The sequence below is a fragment of the Winkia neuii subsp. neuii DSM 8576 genome (assembly GCF_000420405.1).
Taxonomy (GTDB): domain Bacteria; phylum Actinomycetota; class Actinomycetes; order Actinomycetales; family Actinomycetaceae; genus Winkia; species Winkia neuii.
Genome location: NZ_ATUW01000001.1, coordinates 283,831 through 303,526 on the forward strand (window position 1 = coordinate 283,831; position 19,696 = coordinate 303,526).

Annotated in this window: 19 protein-coding genes; 16 read left to right on the forward strand and 3 right to left on the reverse strand. The window is 55.0% G+C overall.

Annotated features, from left to right (window positions below):
- Positions 1 to 20: 20 nt before the first annotated feature.
- The 14 genes from G437_RS10815 (at position 21) to G437_RS0101345 (ending at position 11,594) form a co-directional block, all read left to right on the forward strand.
- On the forward strand, positions 21 to 809 hold the full coding sequence (locus G437_RS10815) for a methylated-DNA--[protein]-cysteine S-methyltransferase (RefSeq protein ID WP_024330795.1): 789 nt from the start codon (positions 21 to 23) through the stop codon (positions 807 to 809).
- A 51-nt stretch (positions 810 to 860) separates the two neighbouring features.
- A complete protein-coding gene (gene hemB / locus G437_RS0101285; protein ID WP_081638871.1) occupies positions 861 to 1,838 on the forward strand; it encodes a porphobilinogen synthase in 978 nt (325 codons plus the stop codon).
- Complete coding sequence (locus tag G437_RS0101290; protein WP_024330797.1) at positions 1,835 to 2,608, forward strand: class I SAM-dependent methyltransferase; 774 nt, start codon at positions 1,835 to 1,837, stop codon at positions 2,606 to 2,608. Before hemB ends, G437_RS0101290 begins: the two co-directional genes overlap by 4 nt.
- A 31-nt stretch (positions 2,609 to 2,639) precedes the next feature.
- Positions 2,640 to 3,299, forward strand: coding sequence for a response regulator transcription factor (locus G437_RS0101295; protein ID WP_024330798.1), 660 nt, complete (start codon positions 2,640 to 2,642; stop codon positions 3,297 to 3,299).
- Positions 3,286 to 5,625 carry a sensor histidine kinase gene (locus tag G437_RS0101300; protein ID WP_024330799.1) on the forward strand — a complete coding sequence of 780 codons (2,340 nt, stop codon included), beginning with the start codon at positions 3,286 to 3,288 and terminating at the stop codon, positions 5,623 to 5,625. The genes G437_RS0101295 and G437_RS0101300 overlap by 14 nt, the downstream gene beginning before the upstream one ends.
- A 32-nt stretch (positions 5,626 to 5,657) precedes the next feature.
- Positions 5,658 to 5,939 (forward strand): PspC domain-containing protein, encoded by a 282-nt coding sequence (locus tag G437_RS0101305; protein ID WP_024330800.1) that lies wholly within the window; start codon positions 5,658 to 5,660, stop codon positions 5,937 to 5,939.
- A 69-nt stretch (positions 5,940 to 6,008) separates the two neighbouring features.
- Entirely contained in the window at positions 6,009 to 7,403 is a 1,395-nt protein-coding gene (gene hemL / locus G437_RS0101310) for a glutamate-1-semialdehyde 2,1-aminomutase (RefSeq protein ID WP_024330801.1), read from the forward strand.
- Between the two features lie 189 nt (positions 7,404 to 7,592).
- On the forward strand, positions 7,593 to 7,916 hold the full coding sequence (locus tag G437_RS0101315) for a PadR family transcriptional regulator (protein ID WP_024330802.1): 324 nt from the start codon (positions 7,593 to 7,595) through the stop codon (positions 7,914 to 7,916).
- On the forward strand, positions 7,913 to 8,560 hold the full coding sequence (locus G437_RS10420) for a DUF5808 domain-containing protein (protein WP_024330803.1): 648 nt from the start codon (positions 7,913 to 7,915) through the stop codon (positions 8,558 to 8,560). The genes G437_RS0101315 and G437_RS10420 overlap by 4 nt, the downstream gene beginning before the upstream one ends.
- The gene (locus G437_RS0101325; RefSeq protein ID WP_024330804.1) at positions 8,557 to 8,904 is read left to right on the forward strand and encodes a hypothetical protein; all 348 of its coding nucleotides are present in this window, start codon (positions 8,557 to 8,559) and stop codon (positions 8,902 to 8,904) included. The genes G437_RS10420 and G437_RS0101325 overlap by 4 nt, the downstream gene beginning before the upstream one ends.
- The gene (locus tag G437_RS0101330) at positions 8,901 to 9,737 is read left to right on the forward strand and encodes an ABC transporter ATP-binding protein (RefSeq protein WP_024330805.1); all 837 of its coding nucleotides are present in this window, start codon (positions 8,901 to 8,903) and stop codon (positions 9,735 to 9,737) included. Before G437_RS0101325 ends, G437_RS0101330 begins: the two co-directional genes overlap by 4 nt.
- The gene (locus tag G437_RS10820; protein ID WP_024330806.1) at positions 9,730 to 10,551 is read left to right on the forward strand and encodes a hypothetical protein; all 822 of its coding nucleotides are present in this window, start codon (positions 9,730 to 9,732) and stop codon (positions 10,549 to 10,551) included. Before G437_RS0101330 ends, G437_RS10820 begins: the two co-directional genes overlap by 8 nt.
- A gap of 128 nt (positions 10,552 to 10,679) precedes the next feature.
- Complete coding sequence (locus G437_RS10825) at positions 10,680 to 11,318, forward strand: hypothetical protein (protein ID WP_141739537.1); 639 nt, start codon at positions 10,680 to 10,682, stop codon at positions 11,316 to 11,318.
- Between the two features lie 15 nt (positions 11,319 to 11,333).
- Positions 11,334 to 11,594, forward strand: a complete 261-nt coding sequence (locus tag G437_RS0101345; protein WP_024330808.1) for a hypothetical protein — start codon at positions 11,334 to 11,336, stop codon at positions 11,592 to 11,594.
- 670 nt (positions 11,595 to 12,264) lie between these two features.
- On the opposite strand, the gene G437_RS0101350 is transcribed toward G437_RS0101345, so the two are convergent.
- Positions 12,265 to 14,700 (reverse strand): glycoside hydrolase domain-containing protein, encoded by a 2,436-nt coding sequence (locus G437_RS0101350; protein WP_029769138.1) that lies wholly within the window; start codon positions 14,698 to 14,700, stop codon positions 12,265 to 12,267.
- A gap of 364 nt (positions 14,701 to 15,064) precedes the next feature.
- Here G437_RS0101350 and G437_RS10830 point away from each other — a divergent pair, with 364 nt between their 5' ends.
- A complete protein-coding gene (locus tag G437_RS10830) occupies positions 15,065 to 15,571 on the forward strand; it encodes a hypothetical protein (RefSeq protein WP_024330810.1) in 507 nt (168 codons plus the stop codon).
- Between the two features lie 1,121 nt (positions 15,572 to 16,692).
- Here the strand turns inward: G437_RS10830 and G437_RS0101365 are convergent.
- Together G437_RS0101365 and G437_RS0101370 are read right to left on the reverse strand one after the other, a co-directional pair.
- Positions 16,693 to 17,061, reverse strand: coding sequence for a hypothetical protein (locus tag G437_RS0101365; protein ID WP_024330812.1), 369 nt, complete (start codon positions 17,059 to 17,061; stop codon positions 16,693 to 16,695).
- 466 nt (positions 17,062 to 17,527) lie between these two features.
- Positions 17,528 to 18,205, reverse strand: coding sequence for a hypothetical protein (locus tag G437_RS0101370; protein ID WP_024330813.1), 678 nt, complete (start codon positions 18,203 to 18,205; stop codon positions 17,528 to 17,530).
- Positions 18,206 to 18,222: 17 nt separating this feature from the next.
- Here G437_RS0101370 and purB point away from each other — a divergent pair, with 17 nt between their 5' ends.
- Complete coding sequence (gene purB, locus G437_RS0101375) at positions 18,223 to 19,689, forward strand: adenylosuccinate lyase (protein ID WP_024330814.1); 1,467 nt, start codon at positions 18,223 to 18,225, stop codon at positions 19,687 to 19,689.
- The last annotated feature ends 7 nt before the right edge of the window (positions 19,690 to 19,696 follow it).

Sequence of the window (19,696 nt, forward strand, 5' to 3'; positions counted from 1 at the left end):
AGGCAAGATACGTTAAACACATGCATACGCGTTTTCTTTCCACAGTCTTGCCCTCCCCCTTCGGCGAACTAACCTGCTACGCCGGGCAGAACGGCCTTTCAGCAATTGTTCTGAAAGGCCAAGACGCTCCCCTAGACTTGGGCCTGTCCACCCCCATAACCCTGGAGCACACGGAAGAGGACGCCCGCAACATACTGCGCCAAGCCAGGGCCGAACTGGGCGAATACTTTCGCGGCGAACGCACCCGCTTCGACGTGAAGATCGACCCTTCGGGCACCTACTACGACCGGCGCGTGTGGGCTGCGGTGGCAAAGATCAAAGCGGGCCAGCGCAAACCCGAACCGGAAATCCTAGACGAAGTAGGTATGACAACCGCCCGCGCAGCTGTGTCACACTCCATCGAACGCTGCCCGCTGCCGTTTATAATCCCCTCGCACATGGTGCGCCCCATCAACCCACACCGCACCTTCTTCTCCCACGGCCGCAAAATCGGCTCCATGCTCATGGCTGGCGAAATCTTCCTGGAAACCGTGCGCGCCCTCGAAACGCAATACCAGGTTCCCCAAACCGATTCCGACCGAAACAGCGTGTGCGAAGGTAAACAATTTGCCAACCTCATGTACTCGCTCGGAGTAACCAAACCCAGCGTCCGCTCCAAATTCTCGGACATTTTGTCTTACCTAGACATTTCCGCCCAGCGTTGGGGCAAAGCCGGGGCGTTGATCGAACGGTACTGCGCCGATTACAAAAACCAGTTAGGCAAGGGCCCTCTTCAGGGCATAGGGGTAATCCGCAGCCACCAAAACTGAATCGCGAATGCGCGCGGTAGCATGGCAGGGAAACAAACTGAAGGAGTCTAAATGTCACCGTTCATTCGCCCTCGCCGCCTGCGCACCACCGCCGCGATGCGCGCCCTGGTTGCCGAAACGCGGGTGTTTCCAGCTCAGCTGATTATGCCCGTCTTTGTGCGCGAAGGCATTGATTCACCAGTACGCATCGAGGCAATGCCAGGCCAATACCAGCACACCACAGACTCCATCAAGAAGCTGGCAGCCGAACTAGCCCAGGCCGGCGTTGGTGGCATTGACCTGTTTGGGGTGCCCGCCGAAGGGCAAAAAGACGCCTCCGGCTCGATCGCTTGGGACCCGGAAGGAATCCTAAATCGCGGCATTGCCGCCGTCCGCGAAGAGGTGGGCGACGCCCTGGTAGTGTGTGCCGACACCTGCCTTGACGAATTCACCTCTCACGGCCACTGCGGGGTACTTACCGAAGATGGCCGGGTAGACAACGATCCCACGCTAGAGTTGTACGCGAAGATGGCAGTATCGCAGGCCGAGGCCGGCGCCCACATGGTTTCCCCTTCAGGCATGATGGATGGGCAGGTTCAGGTAATTCGCGAGGCCCTAGACGCTGCCGGGCATCAGGATGTATCCATCATGGCGTATTCGGCCAAGTACGCTTCCGCCTTCTTTGGCCCCTTCCGCGAAGCGGTCAGCTGTAACCTCAAAGGCGATCGCAAAACCTACCAGCAGGATCCAGCCAACCGCATAGAAGGTATGCGCGAGGCCCTGCTAGATATTTCCGAGGGCGCCGACATAGTTATGGTCAAGCCCGCCAGCCACTACCTAGATGTGGTGGCGGACGTGGCCGGGGCTGTGGACGTGCCCGTAGCTGCCTACCAGGTTTCTGGCGAATACGCCATGGTCGAGGCCGCCGCAGCAAACGGGTGGATCGACCGCGAGCGCGCAATCGACGAATCTATTACCGCTATAGCCAGGGCGGGAGCCGATGTGATCTTGACCTACTGGGCGCTGGAATTTGCCCGCAGGGGCAAGTGAGCTGGTCCAAGCCTGGGGCAAACCCTTTTTCTAAGGTGTTGCCCGGCTATTCTGCAGCCCGCCCCGCCTACCCGCCGGCCGCATTAGAGGCCCTGTGGGAAGGCTCCCCCCGCCGGGTGGTGGAGTTCGGGGCCGGCTCGGGTACTCTCACGCGGGCATTGTTAGCTCGGGGGGCGGAAGTAGCAGCGGTGGAGGCTTCGCCCTCAATGTGTGAGCAGCTGCGCGCCGACACCGACCCTGAGTTTTTTGCTTCCGGGCGCCTCAAACTACACTGTGCGGACGCCCACCACACCCCCCTGCCCAACGGTTGGGCAGACCTGGTGGTGGCGGCACAGACCTGGCATTGGTTGGATTCCCACCCGGCTTGCGCCGAGGCGGCTCGCCTACTTGCCGAGGGCGGGCATCTAGCTATCTTGTACAACCAGTTGGACGTGTCGGTCCCTTGGGTGCACCGTCTGACCCGCATCATGCGCTCGGGTGACGTCCGCCGCGGGGATCCGCCTCCTCTGGGGGAGCCTTTCGGGCGGGCCAGGCGCACCCAGGTGCGCTGGTACAACACTGTCACTGCCGAGGACGTGATCGCCCTCGGGCGCACCCATGCCTCCTACTTGAACGCCAACGAGACTGGGCGCGAAAAGATGCAGGGAAACCTACGTTGGTATATTTACCGGCACATGGGTCACTGTGCTGGCGCCAGGTTGAGCCTTCCCTACCTGACCGATATCTGGATCACTGAAAGGAAGCTACCCTCAAACGGTTCTGGCAAGTAAGATTAGGCTTTGCGAAACTATGGAGGGTTTTATGGAGCGTATAAGCACCGTCGCGTTGGTGGAGGATCACCCGCTCATGCGCCTAGGCGTCGAACAGATGCTCACAGGAGTTGAAGAAATCAGTTTCTTGGGAGGATACCCCACCCTGCAGAGTTTATTGGGCGACGTGCGCCCAGACATTGTGTTACTCAATTTGCGTCTGAGGGACGATTCGACCCCTCGCGACAACGTGATTACGGCCCGCAATGCGGGCTGCCAGGTGCTTATTTACACCTCTGCGGACGATCCCTACCTGGTGCGCACAGCCTGCCAGGCCGGCGCCGTTGGCGTAGTGCGCAAGTCCGATTCACAGGATGAACTGGTACAGGCACTGCTGGCCCTGGCCAACGGGTCCGAGGTGGCTGGCTTAGATTGGGCGGCAGCAATTGATTCGGATGAACACTTCATTACTTCCGTGCTAACCGACACTGAGCGGGAAGTGCTAGCAGAATATGCCTGCGGGCTTACCTCGCAGCAGGTGGCCACCAAACTGTCGCTCTCGCTACACACCGTAAACACCTACGTGCGCAACATTCGTATCAAATATCAGCAGGCTGGCCGGGATGCGGAATCGCGCGTAGACCTGTACCTGAGGGCGGTCGAGGATTCAGTCGTGCCGGCTACGGCGTGGCAGCATCATGACCGCTCCTGAGGCGCGGGCCAGTGAAATCCGCCTGAGGCAACTAATACTGCTGATTGTTGGCATTTCTGGGCTCTACTTCACCCTGGTGTCAATTCCTCTGGTGGGGGGACAAATTGATGCCTCTGACAGGGTCATGTCGCGCATTCTAGTGACCATCCTGGATGCCCCAATGCTCGCGTGCCTGGGCAGCGCCTGCGCGGTAATAGTTGTTGAAAAACTGCGGCCGCATTCACCCGCGGTGTCCCTGCTGCACAGGGTTATGGAAGTTAGCGCCCGCCTTTCCGCATTTTCTACGAGCATTGCCTGCGTGGTAGCCCTAATTTACGGTATCGATCCGCACAACAACCTGTTCTCGATGAAGGTGGCTATCAATCCGCTCCCATTTATTTTGCACGGTACCGCCCTCAGCTTGATGTATGCGATGCTCGCTCTGCGCAAGTGGATTGTGCCCCTGGTGGGGGCTCAGGCGGTTTTAGCCTTCTGTGTGCTGGAAAGATTTACTGCCACCCCACCTGCTGCGGCGTTCCTGTTCGTCATTTACGCGGCTCTGATTGCCAGCCCGTATCTGCTCGCCGAGTGGGTGACGGTACGCGGCATTGCCCTACACACTAAGCGTCTGAACGACACCCTCAGCCGGCGCGCTAAAGTGGCCCGAAGCGAGAATTTGGAATCCACCAATGCCCAAATCAACGCCCTCGTACACGACTATGTGATTGCGGTTGCCGTTACCGTAGGTCGCGGCATAAAGGGCGAGGGCGAAAAAGTGGTGGAGGCCGCAAAACGGGCACTAAAGGTGGTGTATTCTATTGCTCCTGCCGACCAGGAAAATGTAGATAGTAACAGCTCACGCGCTATTTTGAATCTGCCGGAAAGGTTAGACGCCAACCACCTTTTCTGGATTCTCTCGAACGAGGCCCTCTCTAGGGGTTTCAGCTTCCGCGTACCCTCGTTTTTGTCCACTGTGCTTACCGGCCAGCTCTCGTTGCTAGTGCGCAGAATCAGCAACCACCCCGTAATGTTCAACGGGTCAGCTAGTGCGGAGCTAATCATGGCTATTCGCGAGGCCATGCGCAATGTCGAAAAACACACCCAGGCCACCGAGCGGCGCCTGGTGGTGCGAGCCCACCCTTGGAAGAGCACCATGTTTTCAATCACCATCGAAGATAATGGGCCCGGTTTTGACCCCACGAAAGCCGGAATGGGGATTTTCACCTCGATTATTTCGCGCATAGAGCGCATCGGCGGCAAGGTGAAGATTGAAACCAAACCTGGAAGAGGCACCGCCGTTCACCTCTATCTTTCCTACGATAGGTTAGCTGCCTCAGGCGCAACCCGGACTTTGCGCCTTACGGGCTCTACTCCCACCTTTACCAAGGTGCTGAAGAGCCCTCTCACCCGCTCCCTACTTTTACCCATGCCCTTTGTGGTAGCCCTAGCTGGTTACGTATTTTCGAACCAGCACACCGATACCACGCTGCAAATTTTAGCCACTCTTTGCGTCGCGATCCCGTTCGTCGCAATGGCTATCTCGCCTGCCCAGATTCCGCAGCATTGGCTGCTCACCCTATTTATTCCCTGCTACGTGGGCGCACCCGTGCTGACGGTGTTAGCCGGAGCTCCCTACCACCATACGGGCGCCGGCATCTACCCCTACACGGTTATGGTTGTCCCCGCGATGTGGCTGGTCATGCGCAAGCGGGCAAAAATGGGTTTCTTCTTGGCTGTGCTCGGGTGCGCATGCACGATCATTCCTTACGCCTGTGCGGGCCACCCGCTGCATGCGGTGCTGTGGGCGCTAGTGCATTCGGGCGGCATGTTTTTGTTCTTCCTACTGCTCAAGTACTCCATCGATGGGGTGTTCATTTCAATTCAGGCACACGAAGAATCCCAGGCACTTTTGCAACAGCGGGGTGCCAGTGCCCTCGAAATCATGCAGTTGCGCCGCCGCCGCTTCCAGGCGGTGCGAGACGAGGTGGGTTGTTTCTTATCTAAGCTGGCTGGAGGTGAAGACCCCGCCAACCTGCAGGATGAGGCACGGGTGATAGAAAACCAGCTGCGCGACTCCATTAGGGCCGCCGGGCTAATGGTGCCCCCGCTGGCTGCCACGGTACGAGCAGCCCGCGAGCGCGGAGCCCAGATCCGCCTTATGGACGATTCGGCAGGTAAAAGCGATTTGAGTGAACTGACCAGGCTAGCTAACAGGCAGATTGAAAAAGTTGGAGCTGGCGACACCGTAACTGTGCGCGCCCTGCCGGCAGGGCGCAAATACAGCGGCACCGTAGTAGTGAATGGGACTGTAACGCAGGCTGCCGGTAATCAGGGGAAACCCCTATAGCGTAGCTGGCTGCGCTCTGACATCATCGGAGTATGAACGCACAGCACTACCAATCGAATGGACAATCTAGCTACGGCGGCGGGCAGAATTTTAGGGGCGGCCCGGACAGCCCGTGGATGGTGCCGCGCCGCGTCCTCTGGCGTAGCCCCACGAACCGCTGGGTCGGTGGGGTCTGTGGCGGCATAGCCGAGAAAACGGGCTGGGATTCGACCCTGGTCAGGTTGCTGGCCGTAATCGCTGCGATGCTGCCCGGCTGGGGAGTGCTCGCCTACCTGATCTGCTGGATGGTAATTCCCAAACGCGACTGGCAGTAGGGAGCCTTCGCCCTCAACCCCGTGCAAGAGGGGCAGGTGCGCCGGGCCGGTAAGTGAGACAATGGCGCCATGACTACTTCTAAAGACGCATTTACCAGAGCCCAAGTAGCAATTCCCGGAGGCGTGAATTCCCCTGTGCGCGCATTTGGATCAGTGGGAGGCACCCCGCGTTTTATCCGCAAAGCGCAAGGCCCCTACGTGTGGGACGACGAGGGCAACAAATACGTCGACTTGGTGTGCACGTGGGGTCCTTCCCTGTTGGGGCACGCCCACCCAGAGGTAATCGAAGCGGTGCGCGAAGCGGCTAACAGTGGGCTTAGCTTCGGAGCTCCCACCGACACCGAGACCGCGCTAGCGAACGCCATCACTGCCCGCGTGCCCGTAGCCGAAAAGGTGCGCATGGTATCTACCGGCACTGAAGCTACTATGACCGCGGTGCGGCTGGCGCGCGGTTACACCGGGCGCGACATGATAGTGAAGTTTGCCGGGTGCTACCACGGCCACTCTGACGGGCTGCTGGCCGCCGCCGGCTCCGGGGTTGCCACCCAGGGCTTACCCGGAAGTGCGGGCATTCCTAGGGGTACCACTGCCGATACCATTGTGCTGCCCTACAACGACATAGACGCGCTTAGGCAGGCGTTCGAGAAGTATGGGGAGAAAATCGCCTGTGTGATCACGGAATCTTCGCCGGCGAACATGGGTATTGTGCCGCCGGTAGACGGGTTCAACCAGGCCATCCGGCAGGTCACTACCGCTGCGGGGGCACTAATGATCATGGACGAGGTACTCACCGGTTTCCGCGTTTCTGGAGCCGGATTCTGGGGGTGGGAGGCTGGCTACAAGCCCACTTTGCCTGCTACTTTGCCTCCCGAGGCCGAGGCGCAGGCGCCAGCGCGCAGCAACTGGGCTAAGGGGGAACTTGCTGAGGCAAGCTACTATCCGGACATATTCACTTTTGGCAAGGTTGTAGGCGGGGGCATGCCGCTGGCCGCTCTGGGGGCAAGCGCCAAGATAATGGATTATTTGGCTCCGCTCGGTCCCGTATACCAGGCCGGCACTCTATCTGGTAACCCGCTGGCTACCGCGGCCGGTTTGAAGACTCTGCAGCTTGCTGACCAGGGTGTTTACGATCATGTAGACAAGGTTTCGGCGCAGTTGCAGCAGGCGCTGCGGGATGCTCTGGAGGCCGAGGGAGTGCCTTACACGTTGAACAGTGTGGGTAACCTCTTCAGCCTATTTATGGGCGAGGGCGTTGCCGATGGAGTGCGCAACTACGACCAGTCGAAGGCTCAGGATGAAGCCCGTTACACGGCGTTCTTCCACGCCATGTTAGCTGCGGGGGTGGCATTGCCGCCCTCGTGCTACGAAGCTTGGTTCCTTTCTGCTGCCCACGACCAGGAGGCCATGGACGTGATCCTAAATGCGGTCCCTGGCGCTATTCGCGCTGCCGCGCAAGCTAGGTAGACCGCAAGTTTTCTTAGCTCCCTCGGGCATTTTTGCCGCCAGCCCCACCTACACCGCTCGCACTTTTGCAAAGACGGCCAGGTGGTTTGTGCTGGCGGCATTTTCGTATGCGTGAAATTGGTATTTGCCAGACTGAAGAAATCTGGTACCTTGTTGAACAAGGTAGCTGGCATTGCAAGGGAAGTGGCTATGGCTGAATCACAACTGCGCAGAGGGATCGTAGAGCTCGCCGTAATGGGCACGTTAGCGTCTACCCCCACCTACGGAGGGAATCTACTTAGCGCTATCGTCCAAAATTCAGGTCTCGAAATTACCGAGGGAACGCTCTATCCACTGCTGGCGCGCATGCGCAAAAGTGGGCTCGTTACCACCAAGTGGGAACCCTCTCCGGCCGGCCCCCCACGCAAAATCTACTCACTTACTGCCAAAGGCCGCACCCGGCTGCACGACCTCTACAGCGAATGGCAAAGCCTCGCCCGCGCAATAGAGCTAATTATGAAGGGAAACAAATGAAGGCAGCGGATAAAAACTGGAACCTGAACCTTTCCGAACTTCTAAACGACGAAGCATTTCTGCGCACGTTCGAGCCGGAAAATCCCGCCCTCTTCGTGCGCAAACCGGATGGGCTCGGGTGGGACATAAACGCCGGCGCGCTAGCGGTTAAAGCCGGCCTGATTCGCCCCGACGATTCGCTGGGCGACCTGCGCGCATACATTTCGCCGCGGGTCGCGCGGGCTCTTTCGATCGCTCCCGTAGCCGGGGCCGCAGCACTCTGCCTCGCAGCCGCCAGCCTTTCCAGAGGGCGAGCCCTTGCCACCGGCTGGGATTGGCACGGCAGGCCTCGCCGTTTTGCCACTGGGGCCAAGGCTACTCTTCCGGCAGCACTAGCTTCGCTGGGGGCAGCCGCACTCGCTTCGCGTGCTAAGAACCAAGGGGCAGATGTGGCCGCGAGCGGGCGCGCTCTAGGAATCCAAGCTACCGCCGCACTGCTGTTGCGGGCAGCTGCCACCTCTAAGGCGGGCAAGTCCAATCCAGTAGTCTTTGCCGCTCTGGCAGCCTACCCGCTTGTGAGCACAAGCATTTTAGTTTCTGTAGTCCGACACGGGCTAAACCGCGTACAACAGTCCCTAACCAAGAAAGAAGGAACGGACCAGTGAACGGAATCGACAAACTGCAAGCGCTGCCCGTAGGAATCCAGGCAACTATTGGGGTGCTCGCGCTCGTGCAAATCACCCTTATAGTAATCGCCCTGATCAAGCTGGCTCGAACTGATGGGCGCATAAAAGGGGTCCCACGCGCCGCGTGGCTCATTATTATTTTGCTGGGGCAACTGCTAGGATCCACGATCTTCTTGATCGCCGCCCACCTGGAGCAAAAAGACCGGCGCGAAAAGCAAGGAAACGAACTTTCCGGGAGCGCGCCCTCGGCCGTAGTGGGCACCGCCCAACAAAAAGCAGACACTGAAACTGCTATAGGGCACCTGTATGGGGATGCCTCGTGAACGAGTTCGCTGTAAAAACCCAGAGGCTCACCAAAACCTACGGGGACAAGCGGATCCTAAAAGACGTGAATCTGTCTGTGCCTTCGGGAGCCTGTTACGGATTCGTTGGCGCCAACGGGGCGGGCAAAACCACAACTATTAGGATCCTGCTTGGGCTTGCTAGCGCCACCAGCGGAACGGTAGAAGTGCTTGGAAGTGCGCGTGGGAATTTACCCTCCCTCCCCATAGCTGGCGTTTCGTACCTGCCAGACGTGCCCCGGCTCAGTCCGTGGCTGGGCCCGAAAGATGCGCTAATAATGCTGGCAGGGCTAGCTGGCCTGGCTCGCGGGCAGGCGGCCGAACAGGCGAACGACCTCTTAGAGCTAGTTGGTCTAAAGGCCGCCCACGGCAAGGTCGGCAATTTTTCGCGCGGCATGAAGCAGCGCCTCGGCATTGCGGCTGCCCTGGTGGGCGCACCAAAATTGCTGATTCTGGATGAGCCCGCAAGCGCCCTCGACCCTATGGGCCGGGCCGACGTGCTGGCAATTTTGCGGCAGCTAAGGGGGCGGGCCACTGTGCTGTTTTCGTCGCATCAGCTCTCTGACGTGCAGGGCGTGTGCACGCACGTGGGCATTTTGCATGGCGGCAGGCTGCGAGCGCAGGGGCGTTTGGCAGATTTGCTAGAGGAGGCCGCAGGCAATGGGGAGCGCACCTTTTCGGTACGCATCCCGGCCGCCCAGGCTGAACGCTTCAGGAAGGCGCTAACGCAGGATTTTCCTTCCGCGCAGGTTGGGGCTGGCGAGGAGGCACTCCAGCACGCCTACGAATATTTCACGGGAGCAACCAATGAGTGAACATTCCAAAACCACCCATTTGACCGGGTTTTCTGCCATGGCGAAAGTTGAGTCCGGCAGGCTGGCACATTCTGCTAGCCTGTGGATCCTTCTTGGCATAGGCGTTTTCTTGGCGCTACTTTCTCCGTTGACCGCCAAATACTCGCCCCAAATTCTGGATGCGCTGATGGGATCTTCTAATAAGGGCGCGGCTGCTGGCCTTCCTTTACCGGATCCTTCCTGGCAGCAGGCGGGGGCGCAATGGATGAAGAACCTGGGGCAGGTTTTTAGTTTTGCGCTCATTCTTGCCTCTGCGGCCTTCCTTTCTGCCGGGCAGGGCAACTGGCCGTTTTTCCTGTCGCGGCGGGTCGGTAGAGCCGGGTTGCGCCTGGGGACACTTTTGAGTTTGTTGCTTGGTGCAGCGGCATCGTTCGCGCTTGCTACCGGGGTTTTCGTTTTATTGACGAGGGCGATCTGGAAGCAGACCCGGATATCAGCTCTGCTAGGCGGAAGCTGCGTTTGGGCAGTGTTCGCATTCATCCTGCTGGCTGCCGTGTTTTTTGGGACTAATCTGACTGGAGGGTCCAGGTCTGGGGGCACCGGAATGGGAGCCGGCGTTGGCAGTGGATTCGCAGCATACCTACTGCTCACTTTGGGCGGATTCTGGCCGTGGGGAGCTAAACATACGCTGCTTGGAATATCCGAGCTAGCGGGAAAGGTAACTGCACATAGCGCCCACACCGCCCTTACTTGGCCCCTTCTGAGCGGTATAGTAGTCGCCCTCTTGCTAATCGGCATGGGGACTGTTCGGTTCTGCCGCAAAGAGTTGGACTGACCGGAAAAGTGCGGGACCCGGAAAGCGAACTGGGCCGGTCGTTGACAGTTTGCCAAATACGCTTTTCGGCATCATTAAGCCATTTTAACGTTGCATGGTCGAGTGCGGGACACTATCGTGGCTACCGCATGGCAGCACCTGACAGGCTCATGGACGAGACACCTACATGTAAATTCAGCAGTAAGGGACTTGCAATGAAACATTTCCGCCAGACTAGCCTCCCGATCATAGCCGCAACCGCTATGGCCCTAACATTTGCTGGTACAGCAAATGCAACTAGCGCGATTGAGGAGGTTCGTGACAATGCCCCTCACATCGCTATAAGTGAAGACAATGTCTTTACAAGCGAAAATCTTCTGCATGAAGGACTTTCATTTATAGAATCGATACCTAATTCCGCCCTCAAGAACGATACTACATTCAAACTATGGAAACAGAAGAATCTTTTTCATGGAAGCGATCATTTGTCACCAAAGTCGAGCATTGGAGCATGTGCCTGGGGAATATCAAAAGCTGTTGCGTCTAACGTGTTCGTCTTTTCAAAAGTCCTAAAAATAAAAAAGGTATTGAAGGCAGCTGGAGGCGCAAAAGCCCTGGCTAGTAAGGCAATAGCCGCATATAAGGCTGCTCGCGCCGCAAATAAGTCTAAGGGCGCTGCAATCGCGGCTGCAAGCGAGGTGGTTGAAGCCAGTGGAGGTGAACAAGCAGTATCGCTAATGCTGGAACTGTTCAGCTTAGATGGCGTAGTAAGCGGATGTTTCTTATAGATTGGATGGTGCTAAATGGTAGAAAATAGTCAGCACTACGATTCTTCGCGTCCCGGCCAGCCGCCGAAACCCAAGAAGGAATCGAGTAAGCCAGAAGAAGGTTATTTTACCCTTGGACTGATCACCATCTGCGCAATGACTGTCCTGGGGTGGCTGCCTTGGCCGTGGTGCCTACTCGCAGCAATACCAACGATCGCGGCCTTCTACTTTGGGATCAAGTACTTTCTATCAGTACGAAAGTATGTAAAAAATACGGCCAATCCCAAAAAAGAATAAATGCTCAAGCGGCGCCCAAGCGGGTGCCAAGACCTACTTTTCTCGCAGGTGCGACTTCCCGCTACCAAGATCGCACCGTGGAATCTTTGTACCTACGCGATCTAACCAATAGGCCGCATGATAATGCGGACGTCGACACGTAAGCCTGTTGATTAAGTGAACAGCACACTGCCCTTGTAGGTGAAGTATCAAACCTTATACGGTACTATAGGAGACTTCGTTTTCATATCACTCACACTTGGCACCGCAGAGTGGGGGCCCGATGAACTTTACCAAAGATGCAATCCGCACCTATGTTTGTTGGATTGGCATATTACTAGGTTTCTCGATAATCCCAGCTTTCGCTCTTGCTCGGATCGGATTAATTATAGGCGTTATAGCACTATGGGGGGCAGTTTTTACAGGAATAGCCCTTATGATAATGGATCCACCACAAAAATGGCGGAAACCATACTATATCTCCTATCTCGTACGCATAGCATCATCAGGAGTCGCGACGTTATCGCTCTTTTCTGCAAAGATATATACGCGCGATGCAATCACGCAAAGGCTTAGTATAGACGATTGGCATTACAATATTTTGTTCTTCGGTAGTTGCTGGCTTATATATGTGACACTGGCTGGGATAATGTTATATAAATACAATTCAAACCGATCGAGATACTAGAAACTAGAAGATAAACTCAGCCAGCGCATTGCAAGCCGCATGCTTAACATCGTTGGACGGTATCACTATTTGTGATGGCGGGTTTTGGTCCCCACCGCTCGATAACGCCCAAACATAAAAATTGTTAAAATTTCGAACTATCTCTTCGAAAAGTTTAGTTTTCGCCTCGGTCTTAGTACGTGCCCCTATACTGTTGCTTATATTCTTGAATCTAGAAGCAAGCTTCACCGGATTGCTATAGTAGGTGCGTAATGTCTTAGAAAGAAGGTGCGGATCGTCACCATTTCCGGCTATTAGATTTGACGCCAGCGCTATAGCATCTGCGTCACTACATAAATCTGAATAGTTACAGTTATTAGGCAGATTACTAGGTAGTTTCAGGCCTTTCAGGCCTGTGTGATTTTTATAGTTGCCTCCTTGCCCGACTAACGCCGTAGCAATTTTACCTAAATTCGCTCGCGGGTTATGATTGAATAAATTTTGGATAGGACCTAACGCAGAGGCTAGGTCTCCAGCCCATCCAGTCCATTTGTCGGGCACCGAAGGATTTGCGTTCACATAACCTAATGTAGTTACGGCCAGATGAGCGACGTCAACCTCTCCCCCGTGGGAATCTACCCAATTTTGTCTATCGTTTCCAATCCATTTTTGTAAGGCAGCAACTATTTGAAACATAGTCTTATTTGCTTTGAGAAGCTTTGCGTCATGCTCGCGATATAGTTCTGCTGCCGCGGACCACTTTACACTCCCCTTTAAATACGACGTCGCCAGATAGTTTAGAGTGCAGTGCCATGTTGAAATAGCGGTAGTAAACTCATTTCCGTGCTTATCCAATGCCGAGTCTCGACCAAATGATTGCATTTTGTACGTTTTTCGCATTCTCTCAAATTGATCTTCGAAATTCTCAATGAGATCTGTCAATAACATGGAGGAGTAACTTGGGCGAGACGATTTAGTTGATACCAAGTTTGCGGCTGCTACGCGTCCTGAGTAGGCGACTCGGTCTAAGTCCCATTTGCCTTTGTAACCGGTTATTTCATGGAATTGGTCGAATGCCCAGTTATTCGGGATTGGAAAGCCTAGATTGCCAGAGAAGCCCGTAGACATATCCGACACAAAGGAGGCGACCGCGTAGCCGGCCTGTTCCACCCTGGTACAAATATTACGCGAAGCATAGATCCCCACCCGATACCCACCCGCTAGATTAGCGTTGACCGCGCGGAAATAAGGCAGAATATTTGACGTCACCTCCGGATCGGTAGCGTCATAATCAACAGCAAAATAAATTACGGTTGCAGGCACTTTCAGACGCCTAGCCGCCTGATACGCCTCGCGTGCATGACGAGCCCCACTCGCGGCTGTAAAGTAACTCAGCTTAGTAGAATACTCTTGAAAAATAGGGAAATACTTCAATCCTGAGCGCACGATTCTTTCAAGCTCACCAGTGCGCAACGCCTTGAAGTAATCCGACTCGGCAATATTTTTCTGATTCGGCTCGCTTAGATAACGGCCAACAATCTGATACCCATCAGCCTTCAAATACTTAGCGAACTCATCCGTAACCTCAAAACGAGTATCACAAGCAACACAGGGCCTATCCGGGTCCCCCTTTGAAGTCAAAAGACTCATCCACGTAGTCCGATCTACCCTACCGGTTCGCGCGAGCGCATAGGCCATTTGAAAACTACGCACGAAAGTCCCCAACGCCTTACTCCAAGAAGAAGTCGGAGTAACTGAATACCCATTACACGCCAACGCCACACTAGCAAGCCACACCCAAGCACCAGTCCCACCAGAAACAGTCCTAAGACGTGAACGAGTCCCCAATCCAAAATTACCCGTCGCCTCCTGCGGAGAAAACCCCTCAAGTGCTTGTAACACCTGAATAAGCGCAGTATTCATATCACGGCCATACAAGCCATCAGTAGGAATAATTCCCGTGTACGCCCTATACTTGCCATTTATAACTTGCTGGGCAACACGAATCGGGTTCTTAGCCCCATAAGCAGACAACAACTTAAACTGCTTCATAGATAACAACGCCATCATCACTTCTAAATCCACCGTAGAAGAGACAGCAGATATACCAATATCTTTCTTCAACGCCTTAATAGAAGCAGCCACACTAGCCGTAAACTTCCCAGTTATTCCCCCATACTCGCCCGCATACCCCTTACACCACAACGCCCCCTGAATAATTGCGTATACATTGCTAGTAGCAGAAGACTGCTTAATACCACCAGGCCACCTAGCCCGAAAACGTGCCTGAGTTGCCGCCCCAAAATTACTAGCGGTCTGTCTAATCCCCAGCTCAACCTGCAAAGCACGAATCAACCCACCAATCGTACCCCACCCAGTTCGACCATCTTCTACCACAGACCCAAAACCAGTCTTCGACTTATAAGTCCGGTTAAGCCACTGTTGAGTCTTCAATACCATCGCATCCACAAAACACTCCTACCCCACCCACCCCCACCAAAAATTCCAGGTCGGGATCGGTCTCTCTAGAGTCCCTACACGATTACCCTCGAGCGATCTGGGGCCACGGCACAAACACAGTCCGCACCCCACCACAACCACCCACCAACATTCTCGTACCCCCTTCGCCAACCCGCCACCGCACAAAGCACTTCCCAATGCCCACCCAAACCAAACCACTCCAATCCCGCCCGGCAAATAGAAACAAGCAATACCGGTGAGCACACCTCAGTTGTGCTGGCCTCAAGTCGCCCCAGATTCTGCGTCCGCTAGCAGACTGCAGCAATACTGCCATAGAGGTAGTGTCGTTTATGCGAGTAGCTTCTTGAACAGTGAGGTTGACCAGATCGTGAGATTTGCAAGCGTAAAAAGCCTAATCAAGGATGCGATTCGTTCCTATATCTACTGGACTGGCATATCTTTTGGATTAGCGGCCATCCCCGCACAATTATTAAACCTCTTGTTACCTCCTTTAGGAGTTATTCCCTTCTGGGGCGTACTACTTACCGGCATAGTTCTTTTAGCTGCCGACCCTCCCACGGGATGGACTCAGCCGTTAGGCCTTTCCTACGCATTACGACTACTGTCTACGGGAATCGCCACGTTCTTGAACTTTTTCGTCGTTGGTCTAGGCAACGCAATGGCGATCATCGGGGTTGGCGTTAACAGCGAGTTACCGAATCTGCTTATATGCGCTGAATGCTGGTTAATTTATGCGGTAATTGCCGGAGTGCTCCTCTATATATACAGGTCTATAACAGGTGACTACGATCAAAAAATATGCAATCTTTACAAAATAGACAGGGAGATGCACAAGCGCAAGCAATCATAGACGGGGCCAGTTGTTAGCACCACATGGGGTGGCTAGAAACTGCACTCAGCCAGAAGAGGGTTACTTTAAGCTTGGACTGATCACCATCTGCGCAATGACTGTCCTGGGGGTGGCTGCCTTGGCCGTGGTGCCTACTTGCGGCGATACCAACCATCACAGCACTATACTTTGGGATCAAATACTTTTTCTCTGTACGAAAGTATGTAAAAAAATCCGGCCGATCCCAGGAAAGAATAAACGCTCAAGCGGCACCCGACCTTCGCGGGCACGCGCATCCTTGACCACGCCAATACCCTAAGCGGATTACTTGTTTAGCTTTGATTGCGTAGTAAGTACCGGTTTCCGTTATGCCGCTAAAGTGTCCTGCCTGAGCGCGCTCGCTGTATGTAGGATTCTTTCTCGCTCTGGTCAGCCTGCACCTCAACTAACCTGAAACATGCCTAACTGATAAAATCTCAAGTGAAAATATTCTGGAAGGCTTATGGTAAGTATGCAAAGAAAACATATCCTTTCTAGCCTGACTATTTTACGGATCTGCTTCCTAGTTTTCCTAACACTAGGAATTTTTACATTCTCGGTGGAGATTTATTACTCAAAAGGTAACGTGATCTCAGGCGCGCCCATCGTATTGCTAGATACACCCATCAACATCCTCTTAATTCCTGTTGCAGTTTATATGATAACCACGATCTTAGCTTTTATTTTACTTATCGCACCGAGAACACAGACAGATTCGAGGATTAAAATATGGTGGGTCAGATTAATTCTTGTAGCAATACTCCTCATAAACATGACCACTGCTATAGCGACTGTCTGCAATATGGATGGTTATGGCATTATTCCTTCCAGGCCAGAAAACACAAGCTGTAAAATTATCTACTCTTGGGGAAATAGCGTAATGTACCACAGATACGGGCAGTTTTATACTCTATCCAATGGAGCGCTCCTTGGCGCGAAGACAAGGTATTCATGGTCATCCGATGGTCTAGGACCGATACGGGATACTGCTTGGGAAGTACGCTGGAGATCAGGAACCGCGACGCTCTACACGTACTATAATATAGGCATTGGCCCAGACAGCGGTGCACCAGCACGGTTCACCTGCCACGAGTAAGCACGTCTCACCCTCTACTTAGACAAATTGCAAAGATGCTAGCAAGACGGTTAGCTTCACTTGCGTCAGGTAACCTATCAGAATGCGCAGCGACGGTCAGCGGGCTACCCAACATAGGGACCGAAGTGTTCCCCCAATTGCCCAGCAGGTTCCGAAAAGCTTTTTTTAGATTATCCGGCGATGAAGCAAACCTAGCTTGGTAGAATTCTAAAATTCGAATTGCTTTTGGTTTACTCCGCAGCTGCTGCAAGGCAGTAGAAAGATTCTCTAGTTTCCTCCAATACCTACTCATCAAAAGATAAGCATCAGCATCGGCAAGAACGTCTTCTCGCCCAAACCCGTAGTTATCCTTCGTAACACCAATATGTTTACTCATCCATACTTCCATAGATTCAGAGCTTCCAAAATTGAGGAGCATATTTTTCCGGCAGAAGCTCGGAGGGTATTCTGCTCAGGAAAAGTAGTAGGCTCGGGTGTATACAGTTGCCACATCGCTCCCGCCCCGTAGCTAGCTGACCAATATTTTGGCTTTCTTAACCACTCCAATGAATAAAGTCCGGCTTCATCTTTTGGAGGAGTATTAAAAACAAGGGAAGTATACTCGGACGCGTACTTTGTCTCTACAGATCTAACCCATTTGGCGAAGGGGTCAGAGATCTCATTGCCTGAGCCCTCGCTAGATTCTCTCCTTGATACTGCTTTTGCGGCTACTACGCGTCCTGAGTAGGCGACTCGGTCTAAGTCCCATTTTCGCCAACCCGCCACCGCACAAACCACTTCCCAATGCCCACCCAAACCAAGCCACTCCACACCCGCCCAACATAAAGAAACAAACAACCAGGTCAAACACCACTCACCATAACCGCCACGCCCCCACGCCAACTCTCGCGGGCAACCGCAGCAAACCCTTCCCCCACAGGACCAGTAACAACAATGGCCGGCCAAGCGCTACCACCCTCGCCGGCAAGCCGCAACCCCGTCACCTGCACAAGCGCGCCTTCGCCCGCCGCAACCCGCACACGCTCGGCGAGGTCTGCGCCAACCTGCCCGCCCAACTCTGGCTCCTCCACAACCTCGTCCGCGGCAACAGCCTTCAACGCGGCAGGCACAAACTGCCCCGCCGCGAGCGCGCGCACCTCCTCTAACTGGTCTGGTTCCACAGTCAGTTCGGTACCCAGGCTTGGGTCAATGCGCAACCCCACCCCTGCGGGAAAGTCGCGAACACCAACCCGCACAAACTCGCCGGGCCCACACACGGCCCGCGCCCGTAACTCAGTGCAAAACGCGCGCACAAAACGCAGCGAATCGGCCTCGTCAAAATCAGTGAATCCGGGCGCCACCCACAACTTTGCCTCGGCTAATACCCGCTGGTAAGGAGCCATTTGCCCGGAAGCCACCGCAATGTAACGCGCCCTATCAAGTGGTACCGACGCTTCCTTGCGCAGCTTCCTCATTGCCTTTTCGCGCACCACGCGCGGATCCTTTTTAAAAATGGCCATAATCCATTCTGGCACCGCCATAGCGTAAAGTTTTTGCTATGAACACCCGTGACAAAACTTTTGATCTTCCCGACGGCAAAGACCTATCCGCTGCAACCCCGCAGATTGCGCTCGGGCCCCTAGATGGCCGCTACCGCAAAGCCACAGCGCCACTCGTAAACTTCCTTTCTGAGGCTGCGCTCAACCGCGCCCGCGTTCACGTCGAGGTCGAATGGCTGATCTACCTCACTGACAACGATCTGCTCCCAGGTGCTCCAAAACTAACCGATACCGAACGCGACTACCTGCGGGCGGTAGTCACCGACTTTGATTCAGCCACCGTTGCGGAGCTGAAGAAAACCGAAAACGTTACCAAGCACGACGTGAAAGCCGTCGAATACCTGCTAAAGGACCGCCTAGACAAAGCCCCCCAGGTGCTGGGCGAAACCAACTTGGACAAGATGCACGAGATCGTGCACATCTTCTGCACTTCCGAGGACATAAACAACCTTTCCTACGCCCTCACCATTCGCGCTGCCATTCAGAGAGTATGGCTACCAGCGGCACAAAAACTGGTGGATCAGCTAAAGCAAATGGCCCTGCAGGCAGCGGATGTGCCCATGCTGGCGCACACCCACGGCCAGCCCGCCACCCCGGTAACCCTCGGCAAAGAATTGGCCGTCTTCGTACACCGCATCCGCCGCCAGCTGCATCGCATCGAGCAGCAGGAATACCTGGGCAAGATCAACGGCGCAACAGGCACGTGGGCCGCCCACCGCATCTCGGTGCCACAGGTTGATTGGCCGGCCGCCGCCAAAGGCTTCGTTGAGCACCTGGGGCTTACCTACAACCCGCTCACCACCCAGATTGAAAGCCACGACTGGGACGCAGAACTGTTCGCCGACGTAGCCCGCACCGGACGCATCCTGCACAACCTAACAACAGACGTGTGGACCTACATCTCTATGGGCTACTTCCACCAGAACCTAGCCGCACAGGGATCAACCGGTTCTTCCACTATGCCGCACAAGGTAAACCCGATCCGTTTCGAAAACGCCGAAGCTAACCTGGAAATCAGCGCTGCCCTACTCGATTCCCTAGGGGCCACACTAGTGACTTCCCGCATGCAACGCGACCTGACCGACTCCACCACCCAGCGCAACATCGGCGTCGCACTCGGTCACTCGCTCCTCGCCCTCGACAACCTAAGCCGCGGCCTGGCCGGGCTGGACGTTTCCGCAGAAACTATGGCAGCCGACCTCGACAATAATTGGGAAGTACTAGGCGAAGCCATTCAACAAAGTATGAGGGCCGCCTCAATTTCGGGTGCTTCGGGAATGGAAAACCCCTACGAGCGGTTAAAAGAATTGACTCGCGGTCACAAGGTGACGGCCTCCGAAATGCGCGCGTTCATCAAAACGTTGGGAATGCCGCAACAAGTCGAGGCCCGGCTTTTGCAGCTAAGCCCGGCTACGTACACCGGATACGCCCGCGAGTTGGCAGAGGACATTTGCAAGCAAAATTAGGAAGGAA